The following is a 15404-nucleotide window of genomic DNA, read 5'->3' as shown; positions in this document are numbered from 1 at the left end:
GACGAGGTCGGGGAAAGCTCGCGTTATAAAAAGGGTTGGGCAGTCACGTGAGCCTGTTTGAGTCCTACAAAATGAGATTGCGGCGCAAGCGCCGTATTTTGCGTTGCCTCAGGCGACGCCGTGAACTCAAACCTGCCAGCGTCAACACATCAGCAATTCGGCGCGACGACATCCTGTTGATGAGCGTTATCCGCAACGAAAAAATCCGCCTGCCCTTTTTTCTGGAATATTACCGCAAGCTTGGCATCGACCACTTTCTGTTCGTCGACAACAACAGCGATGACGGAAGCTTTGAGTTCCTGAAAGAACAGGCCGACGTGTCGGTTTGGCGGACAACAACCAGTTACAAACGCGCGGGATATGGTCTGGACTGGTCAAACTATATCCTGCGCAAATACGCCCATGGTCATTGGGTTCTGACCGTCGATCCAGACGAGTTCTTCATCTATCCGTATTGCGATACCCGCCCGATCCGTGCCTTGACGGATTGGCTGGATGGCAGCGCCGTGCGCAGTTTTGGAACCATGTTGATCGACATGTACCCTGAAGGTCCTGTCGATGCCGAACCCTACCGAGAAGGTCAGGACCCGTTCGAAATCGCGCGTTGGTTCGATCCCGGGAACTACATGATCACCAAAAACCCGGATTACAAAAACCTTTGGATTCAAGGTGGCCCCAGGGCGCGCGTGTTTTTCCGAGAAAACCCATCCAAGGCTCCGGCGTTGAACAAGATTCCCTTGGTCAAATGGGATCGGCGGTATGTCTATGTCAGCTCGACACATTCACTTTTACCCCGTGGATTGAACCAGGTTTATGACGAATGGGGCGGAGAAAAAGCCAGCGGGTCCCTGCTTCATGCCAAACTGATCAACACCCTTGGCGACAAGGCACGCGAGGAACTGGAACGTGGTCAGCATTATCGCGGTTCGGGTGAATACAAAGCCTACGCTGCGCAGCTAGAGGAAAAGCCGGTTTTCTGGTGCGAATGGTCCGAGGCATACATAAACTGGAGGCAACTTGAGATTCTGGGCCTGATGTCCAAGGGAAACTGGGCATGAGCGGTCTGGGCATCGTCATGTTGGTCCATACTTCGCTGGACCGAGCGGAACAGGTGGCGCGTCACTGGACGGCCGCAGGATGCCCGGTCGTGATCCATGTGGACCGCAAAGTAGCCGACGGTGTCTATACGCGCTTTAAAGCGTCCTGCTCGAACGATCCCAAGATTGTGTTTTCTGAACGCCACAAGTGCGATTGGGGGGGATGGGGCATCGTTGCCGCCTCACAAAGCGCATCCGAGGTGATGCTGGACCAATTCCCAGACGTACGGCATGTGTTTCTGTCCTCAGGGGCCTGCCTGCCGTTGCGGCCCGTTCAGGAACTGATCGATTACCTGGCCGACCGACCCCGTGTTGATTTTATCGAGAGCGCGACAACATCCGACGTCAGCTGGACGATTGGAGGGCTGGACCATGAGCGATTTACCCTGAGGTTCCCGTTTTCCTGGCGCAAACAACGCAAGCTTTTTGACGCTTACGTCAGGCTGCAACGTGCGGTGGGGTATCGCAGGCGCATTCCCGACGGGTTGGTGCCACATATGGGCAGCCAGTGGTGGTGCCTTACCCGCCAAACGCTGTCGGCTATTCTTCAGGACCCCAAGCGCAAGCAGTATGACCTGTATTTCCGTCATGTTTGGATCCCGGACGAAAGCTATTTCCAAACCCTGGCCCGGCAGTATTCCACACATATAGAAAGCCGGTCCTTAACCCTTTCCAAGTTCGACTATCAGGGCCGCCCGCATATTTTCTACGACGACCACCTCCAATTGTTGCGACGCTCGGATTGCTTTGTCGCCCGCAAAATCTGGCCTCAGGCAGAGCGGTTGTATCAGGCGTTTCTGACGGACCAGACCAGCGCTATGAAACCGGCAGAACCCAACCCCGGCAAGATTGATCGCATATTCTCGAAAGCCGTTGAAAGACGAACACGTGGGCGCGACGGACTGTATATGCAAAGCCGCTTTCCACGACATGGCAGCGAAAACGGCCTGACATCTTCGCCCTATTCCGTGTTTCAGGGTTTTTCTGAATTGTTTGAGGATTTCGAAACCTGGCTAGCAACGGCCACAGGCACAAAGGTCCATGGCCATCTGTTTGGACCCGACCGGGCCGAATTTGCACAGGGCGAAACCATAACAAACGGGGCCCTAAGCGATTGCGCATCGTTGCGCGACTATAACCCCACAGCTTTCCTGTCTAGTTTGATCTGGAACACGCGGGGTGAACGGCAGTGTTTTCAGTTCAGCCCTCGGGACACACAGGAAATCAACTGGCTTCTCGCACGTGACAAGAATGCTCAGATTTCGATTATCACTGGGGCGTGGGCAATTCCACTGTTTCGGTCAAACCTGAACTTTTCGGAAATCCGATGTGAAGCCGCGCGGTTGCAGCAGATTGAAACCAAACAGCTTGAGGTGATGACCTCGGTCTGGACCAAAGCCCGTATGCGCAACTGGACTTTGGCTGATTTCATTGAATCGCCGATGGATCCGTTGCAGACGATCCTGGACGAGATCGGTGCAAATCAGGCCAGCCACCTGACAGAAGTGCCCACCATGGTTGACTTGTCCGGGTTCGGAAAGTTCCTGCAAAACCTCAAGAACCAGGGCATGCATCCTTATCTAACGGGAGATTTCCCATCCGACGATGTGTTTGGTCGGCAAACAAAACCTTTCCGCAAACCCTATCTGGTGCAGTGACGGTCGATGGCAGCCAACTATGATTACTTCGTCGTACTGGCGGCCATGCGCACAGGATCGAATTTGCTAGAGGCAAACCTGAACGCGCTGGACGGCGTGACCTGCCATGGTGAGGCCTTTAATCCACATTTTGCCGGTAATCTGAAATCTGAAACTCTGCTGGGCCTGTCGTTGGGAGACCGTGACGCGGATCCGGCAAAGTTGCTCAAGGCCATTCGCTCGGCCCCCGGTGACATCAACGGGTTCCGATATTTCCAAGAACATGACCCACGCATCCTGAAACCGGTCCTGAATGACCCTCGCTGCGCCAAGATCATTCTGACACGCAACCCTCTGGACAGTTACCTTTCGCTGAAAATCGCGCGGGCAACCCAGCAATGGTTGCTTAAAAACGTCAAACGGCGCGTCGAGGCCGAGATTGCTTTTGATACGCAAGAATTCGCGGACTATCTGGATCAGATCCAAAGCCACCAGCACATGCTGAGGCGACATTTGCAGAAGACGGGTCAGAACGCGTTTTTCATCACCTATGATGATCTGACCGAGTTGGACGTTCTAAACGGTCTGGCGGCATGGCTGGGGGTAAAAGCGCGTTTGACCCGGCTGGATGATACGCTGAAACCACAAAACCCGGCCCCTGCGGTTTCAAAAGTCACCAACCCCGAAGAAATGACCCAAGCTTTGAGGGATGTCGACCGCTTTGGATTGCATGAGACCAAGGGCTTTGAGCCGCAACGTGGGGCCGCCGTACCGCAATACATCGCAGCGTCAAAATCAGCCCTGATGTATTTGCCCATTCGCAACGGATTAGAGCCTGTTTTAAGCCAATGGTTGGCCGATTTGGATGGCAGCGAGGACGACGATTTGATCACCGATCGAAACAGAAAACAAATCCGAACCTGGCTGAAGGATCATCCCGGTCATCGAAAGTTCGCCGTCCTGCGACACCCGCTGGCACGGGCGCATACGGCATTTTGCCAACACATCCTGAGCACAGGACCGGGCAGTTATAAAATGGTGCGAAACTATCTTCGCAATCGGCTCAAGATGCCAATCCCCGGACAGGTGCGGGACACGAATTATTCGGTCGAGCAGCACCGCGATGCATTTGCGGCTTTTCTGGGCTTCTTGCGCCTCAACCTGAACGGTCAGACACCAATCCGCGTTGATGGGACGTGGTGCAGCCAATCCCGGGTTTTGGACGGGATTGCCAGTTTCCTTTTGCCGGACCTGATCCTGCGAGAGGACGAGTTGGCAACAGCACTTCCCGCACTGGCACGCGAAGTTGGACTTTCGAACCCGCCCGAGCCGGGCCCATGCGCACCCGATGTGCCATTTACGTTGAGCCAGATTTACGACGCAGAGCTTGAGGCGCTGGCAGCAGAGGTCTACCAGCGCGACTATGAAGTGTTTGGGTTTGGTGCCTGGGCGCCGGACGCCACTAAGGGCGCAAGGTGATAAGCGTACCTTTGTTCACCATGGCATAGATCTCTTCCATCTCGTCATTCTTGACCGCGATGCATCCCGCCGTCCAATCCGGCGTTTTGCGAGCACGCTTGAACTCGGACCGAAGATTGGGCTGGCCGTGGATGAAAATATCGCCCCCCGGATCAACGCCCGCTGCCTTGGCCTGCGCGACATCCTGAGAGTTGGGGTACGAGATGCCCAGCGACAAATGATAACGGCTGCGGGGATTCCGGCGATCGATCAGATAGCTGCCCTCGGGCGTTCGACCATCGCCTTTCTTGGTCTTTGTTCCGCGTGGCGCAAAGCCCAAATCAACTTCATATTCACGCAATACCTGCTCATGATGCAGCAGATAGAGTTTGCGCGCGCCCTTGTTGACCACCAAAGAGGTCACTTCGGGCCCATTATATGTCAGAAATCTTGGGCTGGCTGAGGCACAAGCCGAAAGGCTCAGCGTTGCCATCACCCCCAATCCGAATGCTCGACGATCCATTTTTTCACTGCCTGCTCTGTTTTTTGGAGATTAATATGCCAAAAACCTTCAGAAACGGAAATCACTTTTTGCTGTTTATCTGCTCGGTCAGGCGACGTTCGATATTTTCCAGCCGTTCCAGCACCTCATCACGATAGGCGTCGGTTTTAACCTCGTCTTCTGCATGATGGGCATCCTGCATCGAGTTCACGATCAGACCGACCAGCAGGTTCACCACGGCAAAGGTCGTGACCATGATAAATGGCACAAAAAACAGCCATGCGTAGGGATAAACCTCCATCACGGGGCGGACGATGCCCATGGACCAGCTTTCCAACGTCATGATCTGGAACAGGGTGTAAGCCGACAGGCCCAGATCACCGAACCAGACGGGAAATGACACCGAGAACAGCTTGGTCGAGATCACCGCACCGATGTAGAACAGGATGGCCATCAGCAGGAAGACACTGGCCATCCCTGGCAGGGCCGAAATGAATCCTTCGACCACGCGCCGTAGACGGGGCGCAACAGAGATTACCCGCAACACCCGCAGAATTCGCAGAGCCCGCAGCACAGACAAACTGCCGGCACTGGGGACAAGCGCGATGCCCACGATAAGAAAGTCGAAAATATTCCAACCGCTGGTAAAGAACCTGCGCCCGGTCGCAATCAGCTTCATCGTGATCTCAGCGACAAAGATCGCAAGGCACAGCTTGTCCAGCGTGACAATCAGCGGTCCTGCTGCCTCCATCAGGGTGGGCGACGTCTCCATCCCCAAGAGAATCGCGTTGAAAATGATGACAGCTGTGATGAAACGTCCGAAAGCCGGGGCTTCGATGATGGTCAGCAAGCGCTGTTTGACACCCATGTGTCGCGTTCTCCTGTCTGGTCAAGATGCGGCGTTCAGGACAAACCGCGCAGCAAGTTCCGTATGTGACGACCATCGAAATTGGTCAACGACCTGTACCCATTCAAGGGTGTAGCCTGCGTTAACAAGGATTTTCGCGTCCCGTGCAAAGCTCACCGGGTTGCACGAAACGTAAGCAATCACCGGGCGCTTTGCTTTGGCCAGTTCTTCCACCTGCGCCTCGGCTCCGGCACGGGGTGGATCCAACACGATCGCGTCAAACGCCTTCAACTCATCGGGCATCAATGGACGACGGAACAGGTCGCGGGCCTCAGTCGTTACGCGCTTCAAACCATGCGCCTTGCGCCAACCCTGATCCAATGCCTGAACCATGGCGGACTCGCCTTCCACAGCGTGAACCTCAGCAGTTTCGGCCAATGGAAGGGAAAACGTACCGCTACCTGCAAACAGATCGACAACGCGCTTGGCACCCTGTGTGGCCTCTGAAACAGCCTGTAATAGAGCCTGTTCTCCGTCCTTTGTTGCCTGCAGGAAGGCGCCGGGTGGCGGTGTGACTTCAGCCGTTCCAAAACGTTGAAGCGGTGCTTGTCGCATGGCGATCACTTCATCATCCCAACTCAGCCGCGCCAATCCGTGTTTCTCTGTCGCTTGAGCGAGCGCCAGTTCCAGCGGCCCGTCCAATGGTTTGCCGCCTTTGACGGCTACATCCAACCCCCCTTCGGAGAGTGTAAGTGTTACCGCCAGAACACCCTTACGGCTTCCGCCCAGAACAACCAGCGCCTCGGCCACAGGAATGGCCGCGATCAACTCGGGATCCAGCAACCGGCAGTCGGGGATTTCCGTGATCGTGTCCGACGCGCGACCATGAAACCCTGCCAATGTGCCCTTTTTTGTTCGTCTTACAGCAACCGTTGCACGCCTGCGCGACTGTTCGGGTGACGTGTGGATCGGGCGCATCTGTGCATCCAGACCCTGCGCGGCCAAGGCGTTGCGCACAATTTCAAGCTTCCAATCGGCCACAAAGGCGTCAGAGGCATGCTGCAACTGACACCCGCCACAGGCTTTGTAATGGCGACACGGCGCCTTGACCCGATCTTCGGATGGCGTTTCCACCCGGATATCGGTCAGCACTTGACCCGTCAAAGTGCCGCTTACGACCTCACCGGGCAGCGTGCGCGGGGCATAGATGGGACCATCGGCAATACCATCGCCCTGATGCCCTAGCCTTGTGATTGTGAATTGCTGCGTCATGAGGGGCCTGATAACCGGGCTTTCACGTCAACAAAACCCCTTAGGGCACTTTGCGCTTGCATTGAATCGCAATACGCTGCCTCTCCCTCCGGTCGAACGCGCATTCCGACACGGTGTGGTTAAGAAAGCCGCAAAGGTCCTTATTCCGCAGCTTCTGCCTGAATAAAGCCGCCTGATTGACGGTGCCAGAACCGCGCATACAGACCGCCGTGATCCAGCAGCGCCTCATGTGTTCCGCTTTCGACAATCCGCCCCTGGTCCAGAACAACGATCCGATCCATCTCGCTGAGGGTGGACAGGCGGTGCGCAATGGCCAGAACGGTCTTACCTTCCATCACCCGATGCAGCGCGGTCTGAATCGAGGCTTCGACCTCGGAATCCAGCGCCGAGGTTGCTTCGTCCAGAACTAAAATCGGCGCGTCCTTCAGAATGGCACGGGCCAAAGCGATCCGCTGACGCTGCCCGCCGCTGAGCTTTACACCCCTTTCGCCCAGATGAGCGTCATAGCCTTGGCGACCGTTGGCATCCTCAAGGCTGAGGATGAATTCATGCGCCTCGGCCTTTTTCGCGGCGGTGATCATCTCATCCTCGGACGCATCTGGGCGACCGTACAGGATGTTTTCGCGCGCCGAACGGTTGAACATCGCCGTTTCCTGCGTGACCATACCGATCTGGCGGCGCAGGCTGTCTTGTGTCACCTGCGACACGTCCTGCCCGTCAATACAAATAGCGCCATTTTCCCTGTCATAGAGTCGAAGCAGCAAGGACACGAGCGTCGATTTCCCCGCCCCTGAAGCGCCAACAATACCCAGCTTTTCACCGGGTTTTATGGTCAGGGACAGATCGATGACGCCACCAACATCCCGACCATATGCAAAACTGACATGCTCGAACGAAATAGATCCGTCGTGCACTTCCAGTTCTTTTGCGCCCCCCGCGTCTTCGACCCGGTCCCGCTTGGCCAGCGTTTTCATCCCGTTTTCGATTTCGCCCACGTTGGCATACAGACCCATCAGCGTGAAACTGACCCAACCCGTCATTTGCGCGATGCGGATTGAGACCGCCCCGGCCGCAACAATATCCCCTGCAGTGGCCATACCGAGTTGCCATAACCATAGCGTTGCGCCCAACAGCAGCACGGGCAGTACCCCGGCCAGCGTCATCAGGATGAACCGGAAACTGGCGGACAGTTTTCCAAAATCCAGCGACCGTTCACGCAGTTCCACCATCGAGTCGCGCGCAGCCTGATCTTCGAAAGCGGAATGCGCAAACAGCTTTACAGTCTTGATATTGGTGATCGTATCGACCACCTGCCCCGACACCATAGCCCGCGCCCCGGCCCGTGCGGCTGAACGTTTTCGGATACGCGGCAGATACCAACGGACCAGCATAAAATAGACAACTAACCAAGCGGCAAAGGGCAGCATCGCAAGCGGGTGAATAGACCCTAACAAAAACAAAGATCCTGCCAAAGACGCCAAAGCAAACACAATCGCGCTGATCGTTTCCGACACGACGGAAGCCATCGCGTTCGACGTTTGCATCTGCTTCTGCGCAATGCGCCCAGCAAAATCATCGTCGAAATATGTCACCGACTGGCCCAGCGTCCAACGGTTCAGCTTGGCCAACACCAAAGGGGTGATGTTGGGCATAACGATGTAGTTGTTCGACAGGGACGACAGGCCAAACAAGATCGGACGCACCAGCATAAAGAACGCAACCGCGCCGAAAATCATCCACATGTTTTGCGCGGTCAGAAACTGTTCCGGACCACTGGACGTTGCCACATCAATCACGCGACCCAAAATCCAGGCCGTGCCAGCCTCCATCGCACCGGCTGTGGCCGAGAAGAAGGCTGCAACAAACAACATCGGCCAGGCCCCGGACAGACTCCAGCGAATGAACGCCCCCAACGTCTGTGGTGGGGGCGTTTCAGTGGTTTTGAACGGTTGGATGAGGTCAGCAACCCTCATTCCGCGGCCTCCGGATTCATGAAGCCGCCAGATTGCCGCGCCCAGAACTGCGCGTAAAGGCCACCTTGCGCCAGAAGGTCAGAATGCGCGCCTTCTTCAACGATACGGCCACCGTCCATGACCAGAATACGGTCCATCTGCGCGATCGTGCTGAGCCTGTGCGCAATGGCGATCACGGTTTTGCCTTGCATCATGCCGTAAAGGGTTTCCTGAATTGACGCTTCAACCTCGGAATCTAGGGCGGATGTCGCCTCATCCAACAACAAAATCGGTGCATCTTTTAGGATCACCCGCGCCAGTGTCACGCGCTGCCGCTGCCCGCCGGACAGCTTTACACCACGCTCTCCAACATGCGCATCGTACCCGGTGCGTCCCTGCGGATCTTGCAGGTCAAGGATGAAGTCATGCGCTTCGGCCTGCTTGGCGGCCTCTATCATCTGTGCTTCGGTCGCGTTGGGGCGTCCATAAAGGATGTTGTCCCGAACCGACCGGTGCAGCAAAGCGCTGTCCTGCTGAACCATGCCGATATGGCTGCGCAGGCTGTCCTGCGTGACATCCGCGATGTTCTGCCCGTCAATCAGAATCGCACCGCGTTCGACGTCATAAAACCGTAAAAGCAGCTTGACGAGGGTCGATTTACCAGCGCCAGACCGCCCAATCAGACCGATCTTTTCGCCGGGCTGAATGGTCAGGTTGATATGGTCCAGGCCACCGGTTTCACGGCCGTAATGGTGCGACAGGTCGCGGATTTCGATCTCGCCTTTGTTCAGCTTTAGCGACTTGGCATCAGGCGCATCCAGCAACTGGATCGGCTGGGCAATCGTCTCCAACCCCTCGGCAACTACGCCAAGCTGGCGGAACAGGCTGGTCAGCGCCCACATGATCCATCCGGTCATGGCATTCAGGCGCAGGGTCAACGCGGTTGCCGCTGCGACCACGCCAACCGAGGCTTGGCCCTGCATCCAAAGCACAATCGCCCAACCAACTACCCCGACGATCAAAAAGCCGTTCAGAGTGACCAGAAACGCATCCATAATGGTGAAAATCCGCATCTCAACCTGCACGGTTCGGCGGGTTTCTTCGATTGCCTCGCGGGCATAGGTCATTTCTTGATCCGCATGCGCGAACATTTTGACCGAATGGATGTTTGTGTAGCTGTCGACCACACGCCCCGTCACAGTCGAACGTGCATCAGATGCCGCCTTGGACGCCGGACCAACACGCACGATCGCCCATCGGACCAACACCGCATATAGCGCAAACCAGATAACCAACGGCAATAGAAGCCGCGGATCGGCGGCCATCAGCAAGACAGCAGCCCCAATCAGATAAGCGAGCGAGAAGGAAATCGCGTCAAAGACCTGAAAGACCACCTCACCTGCGGCAGGCGGTGTCTGCATGATCCGGTTGGCAATCCGCCCGGCAAAATCGTTTTCAAACCAACTGACCGACTGACGCAAAACGTGTTTATGCGCCCGCCAGCGGAACAGAGTGCCGTATTGAGGTAGGATCGCATTGTTGATCACCAGCACATCCAGAATATGCAGAACCGGCCGCAGCAGAAGGATGAACGCCGCCATCAGCAGCAATTCGGTCCCGTGATCCTGCCAGACTTCGGTGGGAGAGCCGACAAGCAAATCTACGACGCGCCCCATGTAATAGATCAGACCGACCTCAACCCCCGCCACAACAATGGATAGCAGCGTGGCCCAGACAAACACGCGGAAAAACGGCCGGGAATAGTCCAGCATGAACGGCCACAGCTTTGTCGGTGGCGCGTTGGACTCTTTGTAGGCGACAAAAGGGTCAATGAGGTTTTCAAAATAGCGAAACATGGAGAGTGCTCCGATTGAGCAGAAATGTAGACGTGCGAAGAAGAATGGCGCCTGAACACCACCCTTTACGGGGCAAGTGTCCTGGCTTTAGCCGAACCAGATCCCGTAATACATTCGCTGTCCTCCATCCATGTGACAGCCGCACGTAAGCACAATCTTTTTGATTTGTCATCCCCTTTTGAGACTTAGCGCTAACTTGCCAGCAACTCCTCGCGCGACAACGCAAAGCCGGACGCGATCCAGCGGCTTTCAAGCTCGGCCAGTTTCTGGCCCAGCGCTGGGCCTGTGAAGGTGGGGATCAGATCTTTGGCTTGAATTGGGAAACGGGCAGCCGCCCCTGTATGTAAGTCATGCCTCAGGTCTTCGGACCAAGGTTGTTCCAAAAAGGCGCAACGCAGAAGTGTCTCGTGCAAACCGCCTTCATCGCCATAGCGATAGCCCAACTCGGCCACACTGGTGGTGGCTTGTGCCTCCTCTCGCATCCGGGTCAGACGTTGCAGCTGCGAACGGCTCAACCGCAATGTCGCTGCGTCTTCGGGCGTGGCAATGGCTGCCAGCCGTCGCACCGGATCGGGATCAGCACCTGCGGCTTGTTCGAGGGCGACAAGAGGCGAAAGGGATCGGTCATTTGCACCCGGCAACAACTGTGCCAAGACACCCGTGCTGCGCATTGTTGCAATTGCAGGGGCGGGATCGGGCGCTGCCAGTAGTTTCAGCAGTTCCGCCCCGACCCGTTCGCGCGACAGTGATTTCAACCCATCAAGATTGGCACCAATGGCGGCCAGAGCGTCGGGATCAAATCCAGCGCCCGCGTCACCATACCAGGCATGAAATCGGAAATACCGAAGCGAGCGCAAATAATCTTCGCGGATACGATTCTCTGCCGTTCCAATGAACCGAACCCGACGTGCCTGTAGGTCGGGTAATCCACCGAGCGGGTCTAACACTGCGCCATCGGGCCGTGCGTAGATCGCGTTCATGGTGAAATCGCGCCGGGCCGCGTCTTCCTCGACGTGATCAGAGAACGCAACAACAGCGCGCCGCCCGTCGGTTTCCACGTCACGTCGGAAAGTGGTGATCTCGTGAGGGATACCGGCACTGACGACCGTGATCGTACCGTGATCGATGCCCGTTGGAATAGCCTTGAGCCCCGCAGCCTGCGCCATCTCAACAACCTGCTGGGGTCGCGCGTCGGTGGCAATATCGATATCCGAGACAGGCGCGCCCAAAAGCGCGTTGCGCACACAGCCACCCACAAAAAGTGCCTGCGCACCAGAAGCAGTCAGGGCGGCGCACACCAGTTGGGTCGCTGGTTCACTGACCCAAGGCTCGTTTATCTGCATCATTCATTCACCCGTGCTGCAAGCCCGCGCAATATGCGGGCCGTCGCGCCCCAAATATAATAAGGGCCGTACGGAACTGCGTAGTATCTGCGTTTCTGACCACGCCAGCGACGCGACTCAATCAGATAATTCTCGGGATTTAGAAGATGGGCAAGAGGGGTCGAGAAAACCTCGTCCACCTCGCCGGGCTCGGGCACAGGCTTGAATGTGTCTCGCACGATTGCGACCACAGGGGTGACGTTGAAAGAGGTGACCGTTTCATGCATGGGCAGAAACCCCAAAACCTCGGGCTGGTCAACGGGCAGCCCAATCTCTTCCTGCGCCTCGCGCAGGGCTGCCGCGGTTACGTCGGCGTCACTTTCATCCTGCTTACCGCCCGGAAATGCGATCTGACCGGGGTGATGCTTCAGGGCTGAGGACCGTTTGGTCAGGATCACCCGAGGCGCTTCATAAGCCAGAGAGATGGCCACCAGAACACCGGCTGGGCGCAGCCGTCGCCCGGGTGGCAGAACGGTGTCGGGGTTCAGGTCAAAGTCGCTGGACCCGTGACCGGGGCGGCGCAAGGCCGCCCGGATCTGTTCAACCGGATCATGCACCTTCGCTGTCTTCGGCTTCAAAGCCCACAGTTGCCGGATCCAGCACGTAATGCGCACCACAGAACTGACAATCAGCCGTGACCAGACCTTCCGGTGTTGTCATCTTTTCGATGTCCTTCGCCGAATAGATCGACAGGCTCTGGCGCACTCGGTCCTCGGAGCAGGTACAGCCAAATTGAACCGACTGCGCGTCATAGACACGCGGCTGTTCCTCGTGGAACAGGCGAACCAAAAGGTCGGTCGGCGCAACCGAAGGGCCGATCATTTCCAGATCCTCGACAGTATCCAGCAGGATATTGACGCGGCCCCAGTTCTCACCCTCTTCGCCGTCTACCAGATCGCTGGCGGTCAGGATCTCACCGGTACCTTCGCCAGATGCTGCAAAGGGCGAGGCTTTGGGCATGTGCTGCAACATGATGCCGCCGGCGCGCCAATGCTCACCCACGCCGGGCTCGGTCGATTTACCAAAGCTCAGCGAAAACCGCGTCGGCAGCTGCTCAGACTGGGCGAAATACGCCTCGGCACATGCGCTCAGCGATCCACCCGCCAGCGGCGTGATGCCCTGATACGGCTGCGTGCCTTCGCCCTGGTCGATCATGATGGCAAAATACCCCTCGCCCACCTGATCAAAAGGTGCCGCGTCGGTCAGCCGGTCGCGGTCAAAGCTGGCATATGCGCGGATTTGGGCGGCTTGGCCTTCTTCCTGCGGCGCGTAATAGTCGGTTGCGATCATGCGCACCGCCCCTTTGGACTGCACCTGCAACGACAGCTTCCAGCGCAACGCAACGGTCTGGCCGATCAACGCGGTCAGCAAGGCCATTTCAGCCACCAGTGCTTCGACTTGCGGCGGATAGTCGTGCTGCTTCAGGATGCCATCCAGCACGCCATCCAAACGGGCCACGCGGCCGCGCATGTCGGATGCATCAAGTTGAAAGGGCAGGACGGTATCGTCCCACGCGATTTTTGTTCCAAGAGACATGGGGTTTCCTTACACGCCACAGGTTGGCATACCGGCACCATATAGGTCGTACAGATTGGGTTTTAAGGGGCCATACATGATCAGACGGTTTGGCGAAACCCCTCAGGCAGGGCAGAAATACACGCAACGACCCGGCGTGTACGTGCTTTTGCCTCGTGGACGATCATTGCTGGTGACATGGTATGACGACAGCCTCAACCCAGAGCTGCAACTGCCGGGCGGAGGAATTGATCCGGGCGAATCGCCAATCACGGCCCTGCATCGCGAGGTATACGAAGAAACAGGCTGGCTGGTTGCCAACCCGCGCCGGGTCGGTACCTTTCGCCGCTTTACCTATTTGCCTGAATACGATCTGTGGGCGGAAAAGGTCTGCATGATCTATCGCGCGCGTCCCGTCCGCCGCATCGGACCACCAGCCGAGGCGTTTCACGAAGCACGATGGATAGATGCGTCAGATGCGGTGGTAAAGCTTGGCAATGACGGTGACCGACATTTTGCCAAGTTGCATCTTTGGTCGCTTTAAGGGCCGTTATATTCGAAGAACACGGCCGAAACGTCATCGCCGATTCCTTCTTTGGGCGACATAACCTGGGTCAGTCGCCAAAACATGTCATCCAGAAACTCGGACCCGCCATTTTCTGAAACACAGTTTTGCGCCATTTCTTGCAAACCGCCTTCATCCAACAGGCCACCATCTGCCAGAGGGCATTCGGTAAACCCGTCAGAATACAACAACAGCTTGTCCCCGGGTTGCAGTTTCGTTTCGATCTGATGGAAGCCCGCATCCTCGATCAAGCCTATGGGCAAACCACCATCGCCCAGAAATTCACTGCTGCCATCTTTGCGTAACAAAAGGGGGTGGGGATGCCCGGCCTGCACCATCTTCATAAGCCCGTTGCGCAGGTCAACAATGGCATAGACCATCGTAAAATATTCTTCGATCCCCGTATCTGCCATCAGGCGGGAGTTGAGCGTTTTGGCGACATCCTCGGGCGGCAAGAGCGCGTAGAACTTGTTGAACCGCTGTTCCATCGCAACGTTCTGGTCAAAGTGCTTGCTGGACAGATAGCCACCCAATCGGGCCGTCATCATGGCCGAAGTGATGCCGTGGCCGGACACATCAATGCTGTAGAACCCCAACCGATTCACACCGGGCGAGAACATGCCAACAAGATCGCCGCCAATATGGCCGCATGGCTTTAGCAAAAGGCTGACGCGCGAGTTGCCAAAATCCCGCGATAGCTCGGGCATCAGAGATTCCTGAATCTTACGCGCCTGCATCAGATCTTTGTCGATCGCGTCATGCGCCAGTTTCAGCTCTTCCAACGCGGATTCGATCAGGCGGTTTTTCTGCGAAAGCTCGCGCTGCATGTCCAGAATACGCGCCCCGGCGGAAATGCGCGCCCGGAGTTCGTCGGCTTCCAGAGGTTTGATCAGAAAATTATCCGCCCCGGCATCCAGACCGCGTGCCACCTCTTGCTTTTCGCTTTTGGACGTCAGCAGGATGAAATAGCTGTATTGATCCGTTTCCAGAGCGCGAAATGCGCAGCAGAACTCCAGCCCGCTCATCCCCGGCATAACCCAGTCGCTGAGCACAAGGTCGGGCGGGTCTGTCCGACACAGCTCCAACGCGGCCTCGCCGGTATCAGCCTCGACTACGTCAAACCCCCATTTTCTGAGCGAAGCCACAAGGATGCGCCGCTGCAAACGGCTGTCATCCACAACCAGCACCTTGCGGATCGCGCCGAAGTCCAGATCTGATCTGGTGTCCTCAAGACTCGCCCCTGGCACCATTTACCCTCTGCTCTCATGAGATTGACCGGTCAGGGCGACCCTAGCCTTCGCGGGTTTAACATCCGGTGAAG

13 protein-coding genes are annotated in these 15404 nt (G+C 56.7%); 4 read left to right on the top strand and 9 right to left on the bottom strand.

What is annotated here, in order from left to right:
* Positions 1–71 precede the first annotated feature (71 nt).
* The 3 genes from ACR3EH_RS11000 to ACR3EH_RS10990 are packed head-to-tail and all read left to right on the top strand — an operon-like array spanning position 72 to position 4213.
* Positions 72–1058 (top strand): glycosyltransferase family 2 protein, encoded by a 987-nt coding sequence (locus tag ACR3EH_RS11000; protein ID WP_171184799.1) that lies wholly within the window; start codon positions 72–74, stop codon positions 1056–1058.
* On the top strand, positions 1055–2755 hold the full coding sequence (locus ACR3EH_RS10995; RefSeq protein WP_171675792.1) for a DUF5927 domain-containing protein: 1701 nt from the start codon (positions 1055–1057) through the stop codon (positions 2753–2755). Before ACR3EH_RS11000 ends, ACR3EH_RS10995 begins: the two co-directional genes overlap by 4 nt.
* Before the next feature lie 6 nt (positions 2756–2761).
* Positions 2762–4213: a nodulation protein NodH gene (locus ACR3EH_RS10990; protein WP_171184626.1), complete on the top strand. Its 1452-nt coding sequence runs from the start codon at positions 2762–2764 to the stop codon at positions 4211–4213.
* Here ACR3EH_RS10990 and ACR3EH_RS10985 read toward each other — a convergent pair.
* From ACR3EH_RS10985 to hslO, 8 genes are all read right to left on the bottom strand, one after another.
* The gene (locus ACR3EH_RS10985) at positions 4197–4715 is read right to left on the bottom strand and encodes a L,D-transpeptidase family protein (RefSeq protein WP_171092861.1); all 519 of its coding nucleotides are present in this window, start codon (positions 4713–4715) and stop codon (positions 4197–4199) included. The two genes, ACR3EH_RS10990 and ACR3EH_RS10985, sit on opposite strands and share 17 nt — an antisense overlap.
* A gap of 61 nt (positions 4716–4776) precedes the next feature.
* On the bottom strand, positions 4777–5562 hold the full coding sequence (locus ACR3EH_RS10980) for an ion transporter (protein ID WP_171092859.1): 786 nt from the start codon (positions 5560–5562) through the stop codon (positions 4777–4779).
* Positions 5563–5583: 21 nt separating this feature from the next.
* Complete coding sequence (locus ACR3EH_RS10975) at positions 5584–6813, bottom strand: class I SAM-dependent RNA methyltransferase (protein ID WP_171184627.1); 1230 nt, start codon at positions 6811–6813, stop codon at positions 5584–5586.
* Between the two features lie 140 nt (positions 6814–6953).
* Positions 6954–8786 (bottom strand): ABC transporter ATP-binding protein, encoded by a 1833-nt coding sequence (locus ACR3EH_RS10970; protein WP_171184629.1) that lies wholly within the window; start codon positions 8784–8786, stop codon positions 6954–6956.
* The gene (locus ACR3EH_RS10965) at positions 8783–10621 is read right to left on the bottom strand and encodes an ABC transporter ATP-binding protein (RefSeq protein ID WP_171184631.1); all 1839 of its coding nucleotides are present in this window, start codon (positions 10619–10621) and stop codon (positions 8783–8785) included. The genes ACR3EH_RS10970 and ACR3EH_RS10965 overlap by 4 nt, the downstream gene beginning before the upstream one ends.
* A gap of 191 nt (positions 10622–10812) precedes the next feature.
* The gene (locus ACR3EH_RS10960; protein WP_171184634.1) at positions 10813–11967 is read right to left on the bottom strand and encodes a CCA tRNA nucleotidyltransferase; all 1155 of its coding nucleotides are present in this window, start codon (positions 11965–11967) and stop codon (positions 10813–10815) included.
* Complete coding sequence (locus ACR3EH_RS10955) at positions 11964–12560, bottom strand: CoA pyrophosphatase (protein ID WP_171184636.1); 597 nt, start codon at positions 12558–12560, stop codon at positions 11964–11966. The genes ACR3EH_RS10960 and ACR3EH_RS10955 overlap by 4 nt, the downstream gene beginning before the upstream one ends.
* Positions 12553–13539, bottom strand: a complete 987-nt coding sequence (hslO, locus tag ACR3EH_RS10950) for an Hsp33 family molecular chaperone HslO (protein ID WP_171184637.1) — start codon at positions 13537–13539, stop codon at positions 12553–12555. Before hslO ends, ACR3EH_RS10955 begins: the two co-directional genes overlap by 8 nt.
* A gap of 76 nt (positions 13540–13615) precedes the next feature.
* Here hslO and ACR3EH_RS10945 point away from each other — a divergent pair, with 76 nt between their 5' ends.
* Positions 13616–14062, top strand: a complete 447-nt coding sequence (locus ACR3EH_RS10945; RefSeq protein ID WP_171184639.1) for an NUDIX hydrolase — start codon at positions 13616–13618, stop codon at positions 14060–14062.
* Here ACR3EH_RS10945 and ACR3EH_RS10940 read toward each other — a convergent pair.
* Positions 14059–15333, bottom strand: coding sequence for a PP2C family protein-serine/threonine phosphatase (locus tag ACR3EH_RS10940; protein ID WP_171675790.1), 1275 nt, complete (start codon positions 15331–15333; stop codon positions 14059–14061). The genes ACR3EH_RS10945 and ACR3EH_RS10940 overlap by 4 nt on opposite strands.
* Between the last annotated feature and the right edge of the window lie 71 nt (positions 15334–15404).

The sequence above is a fragment of the Ruegeria sp. BG7 genome (genome assembly GCF_056535685.1).
Note: the sequence above shows the minus strand (reverse complement) of the source record. Positions and strands in the feature narration are given on the sequence as shown.

Coding starts and splice junctions, on each gene's coding strand:
- ACR3EH_RS11000 (WP_171184799.1), top strand. CDS start 72: ATGAGATTGCGGCGCAAGCGCCGTATTTTGCGTTGCCTCAGGCGACGC.
- ACR3EH_RS10995 (WP_171675792.1), top strand. CDS start 1,055: ATGAGCGGTCTGGGCATCGTCATGTTGGTCCATACTTCGCTGGACCGA.
- ACR3EH_RS10990 (WP_171184626.1), top strand. CDS start 2,762: ATGGCAGCCAACTATGATTACTTCGTCGTACTGGCGGCCATGCGCACA.
- ACR3EH_RS10985 (WP_171092861.1), bottom strand. CDS start 4,715: ATGGATCGTCGAGCATTCGGATTGGGGGTGATGGCAACGCTGAGCCTT.
- ACR3EH_RS10980 (WP_171092859.1), bottom strand. CDS start 5,562: ATGGGTGTCAAACAGCGCTTGCTGACCATCATCGAAGCCCCGGCTTTC.
- ACR3EH_RS10975 (WP_171184627.1), bottom strand. CDS start 6,813: ATGACGCAGCAATTCACAATCACAAGGCTAGGGCATCAGGGCGATGGT.
- ACR3EH_RS10970 (WP_171184629.1), bottom strand. CDS start 8,786: ATGAGGGTTGCTGACCTCATCCAACCGTTCAAAACCACTGAAACGCCC.
- ACR3EH_RS10965 (WP_171184631.1), bottom strand. CDS start 10,621: ATGTTTCGCTATTTTGAAAACCTCATTGACCCTTTTGTCGCCTACAAA.
- ACR3EH_RS10960 (WP_171184634.1), bottom strand. CDS start 11,967: ATGATGCAGATAAACGAGCCTTGGGTCAGTGAACCAGCGACCCAACTG.
- hslO (WP_171184637.1), bottom strand. CDS start 13,539: ATGTCTCTTGGAACAAAAATCGCGTGGGACGATACCGTCCTGCCCTTT.
- ACR3EH_RS10945 (WP_171184639.1), top strand. CDS start 13,616: ATGATCAGACGGTTTGGCGAAACCCCTCAGGCAGGGCAGAAATACACG.
- ACR3EH_RS10940 (WP_171675790.1), bottom strand. CDS start 15,333: ATGGTGCCAGGGGCGAGTCTTGAGGACACCAGATCAGATCTGGACTTC.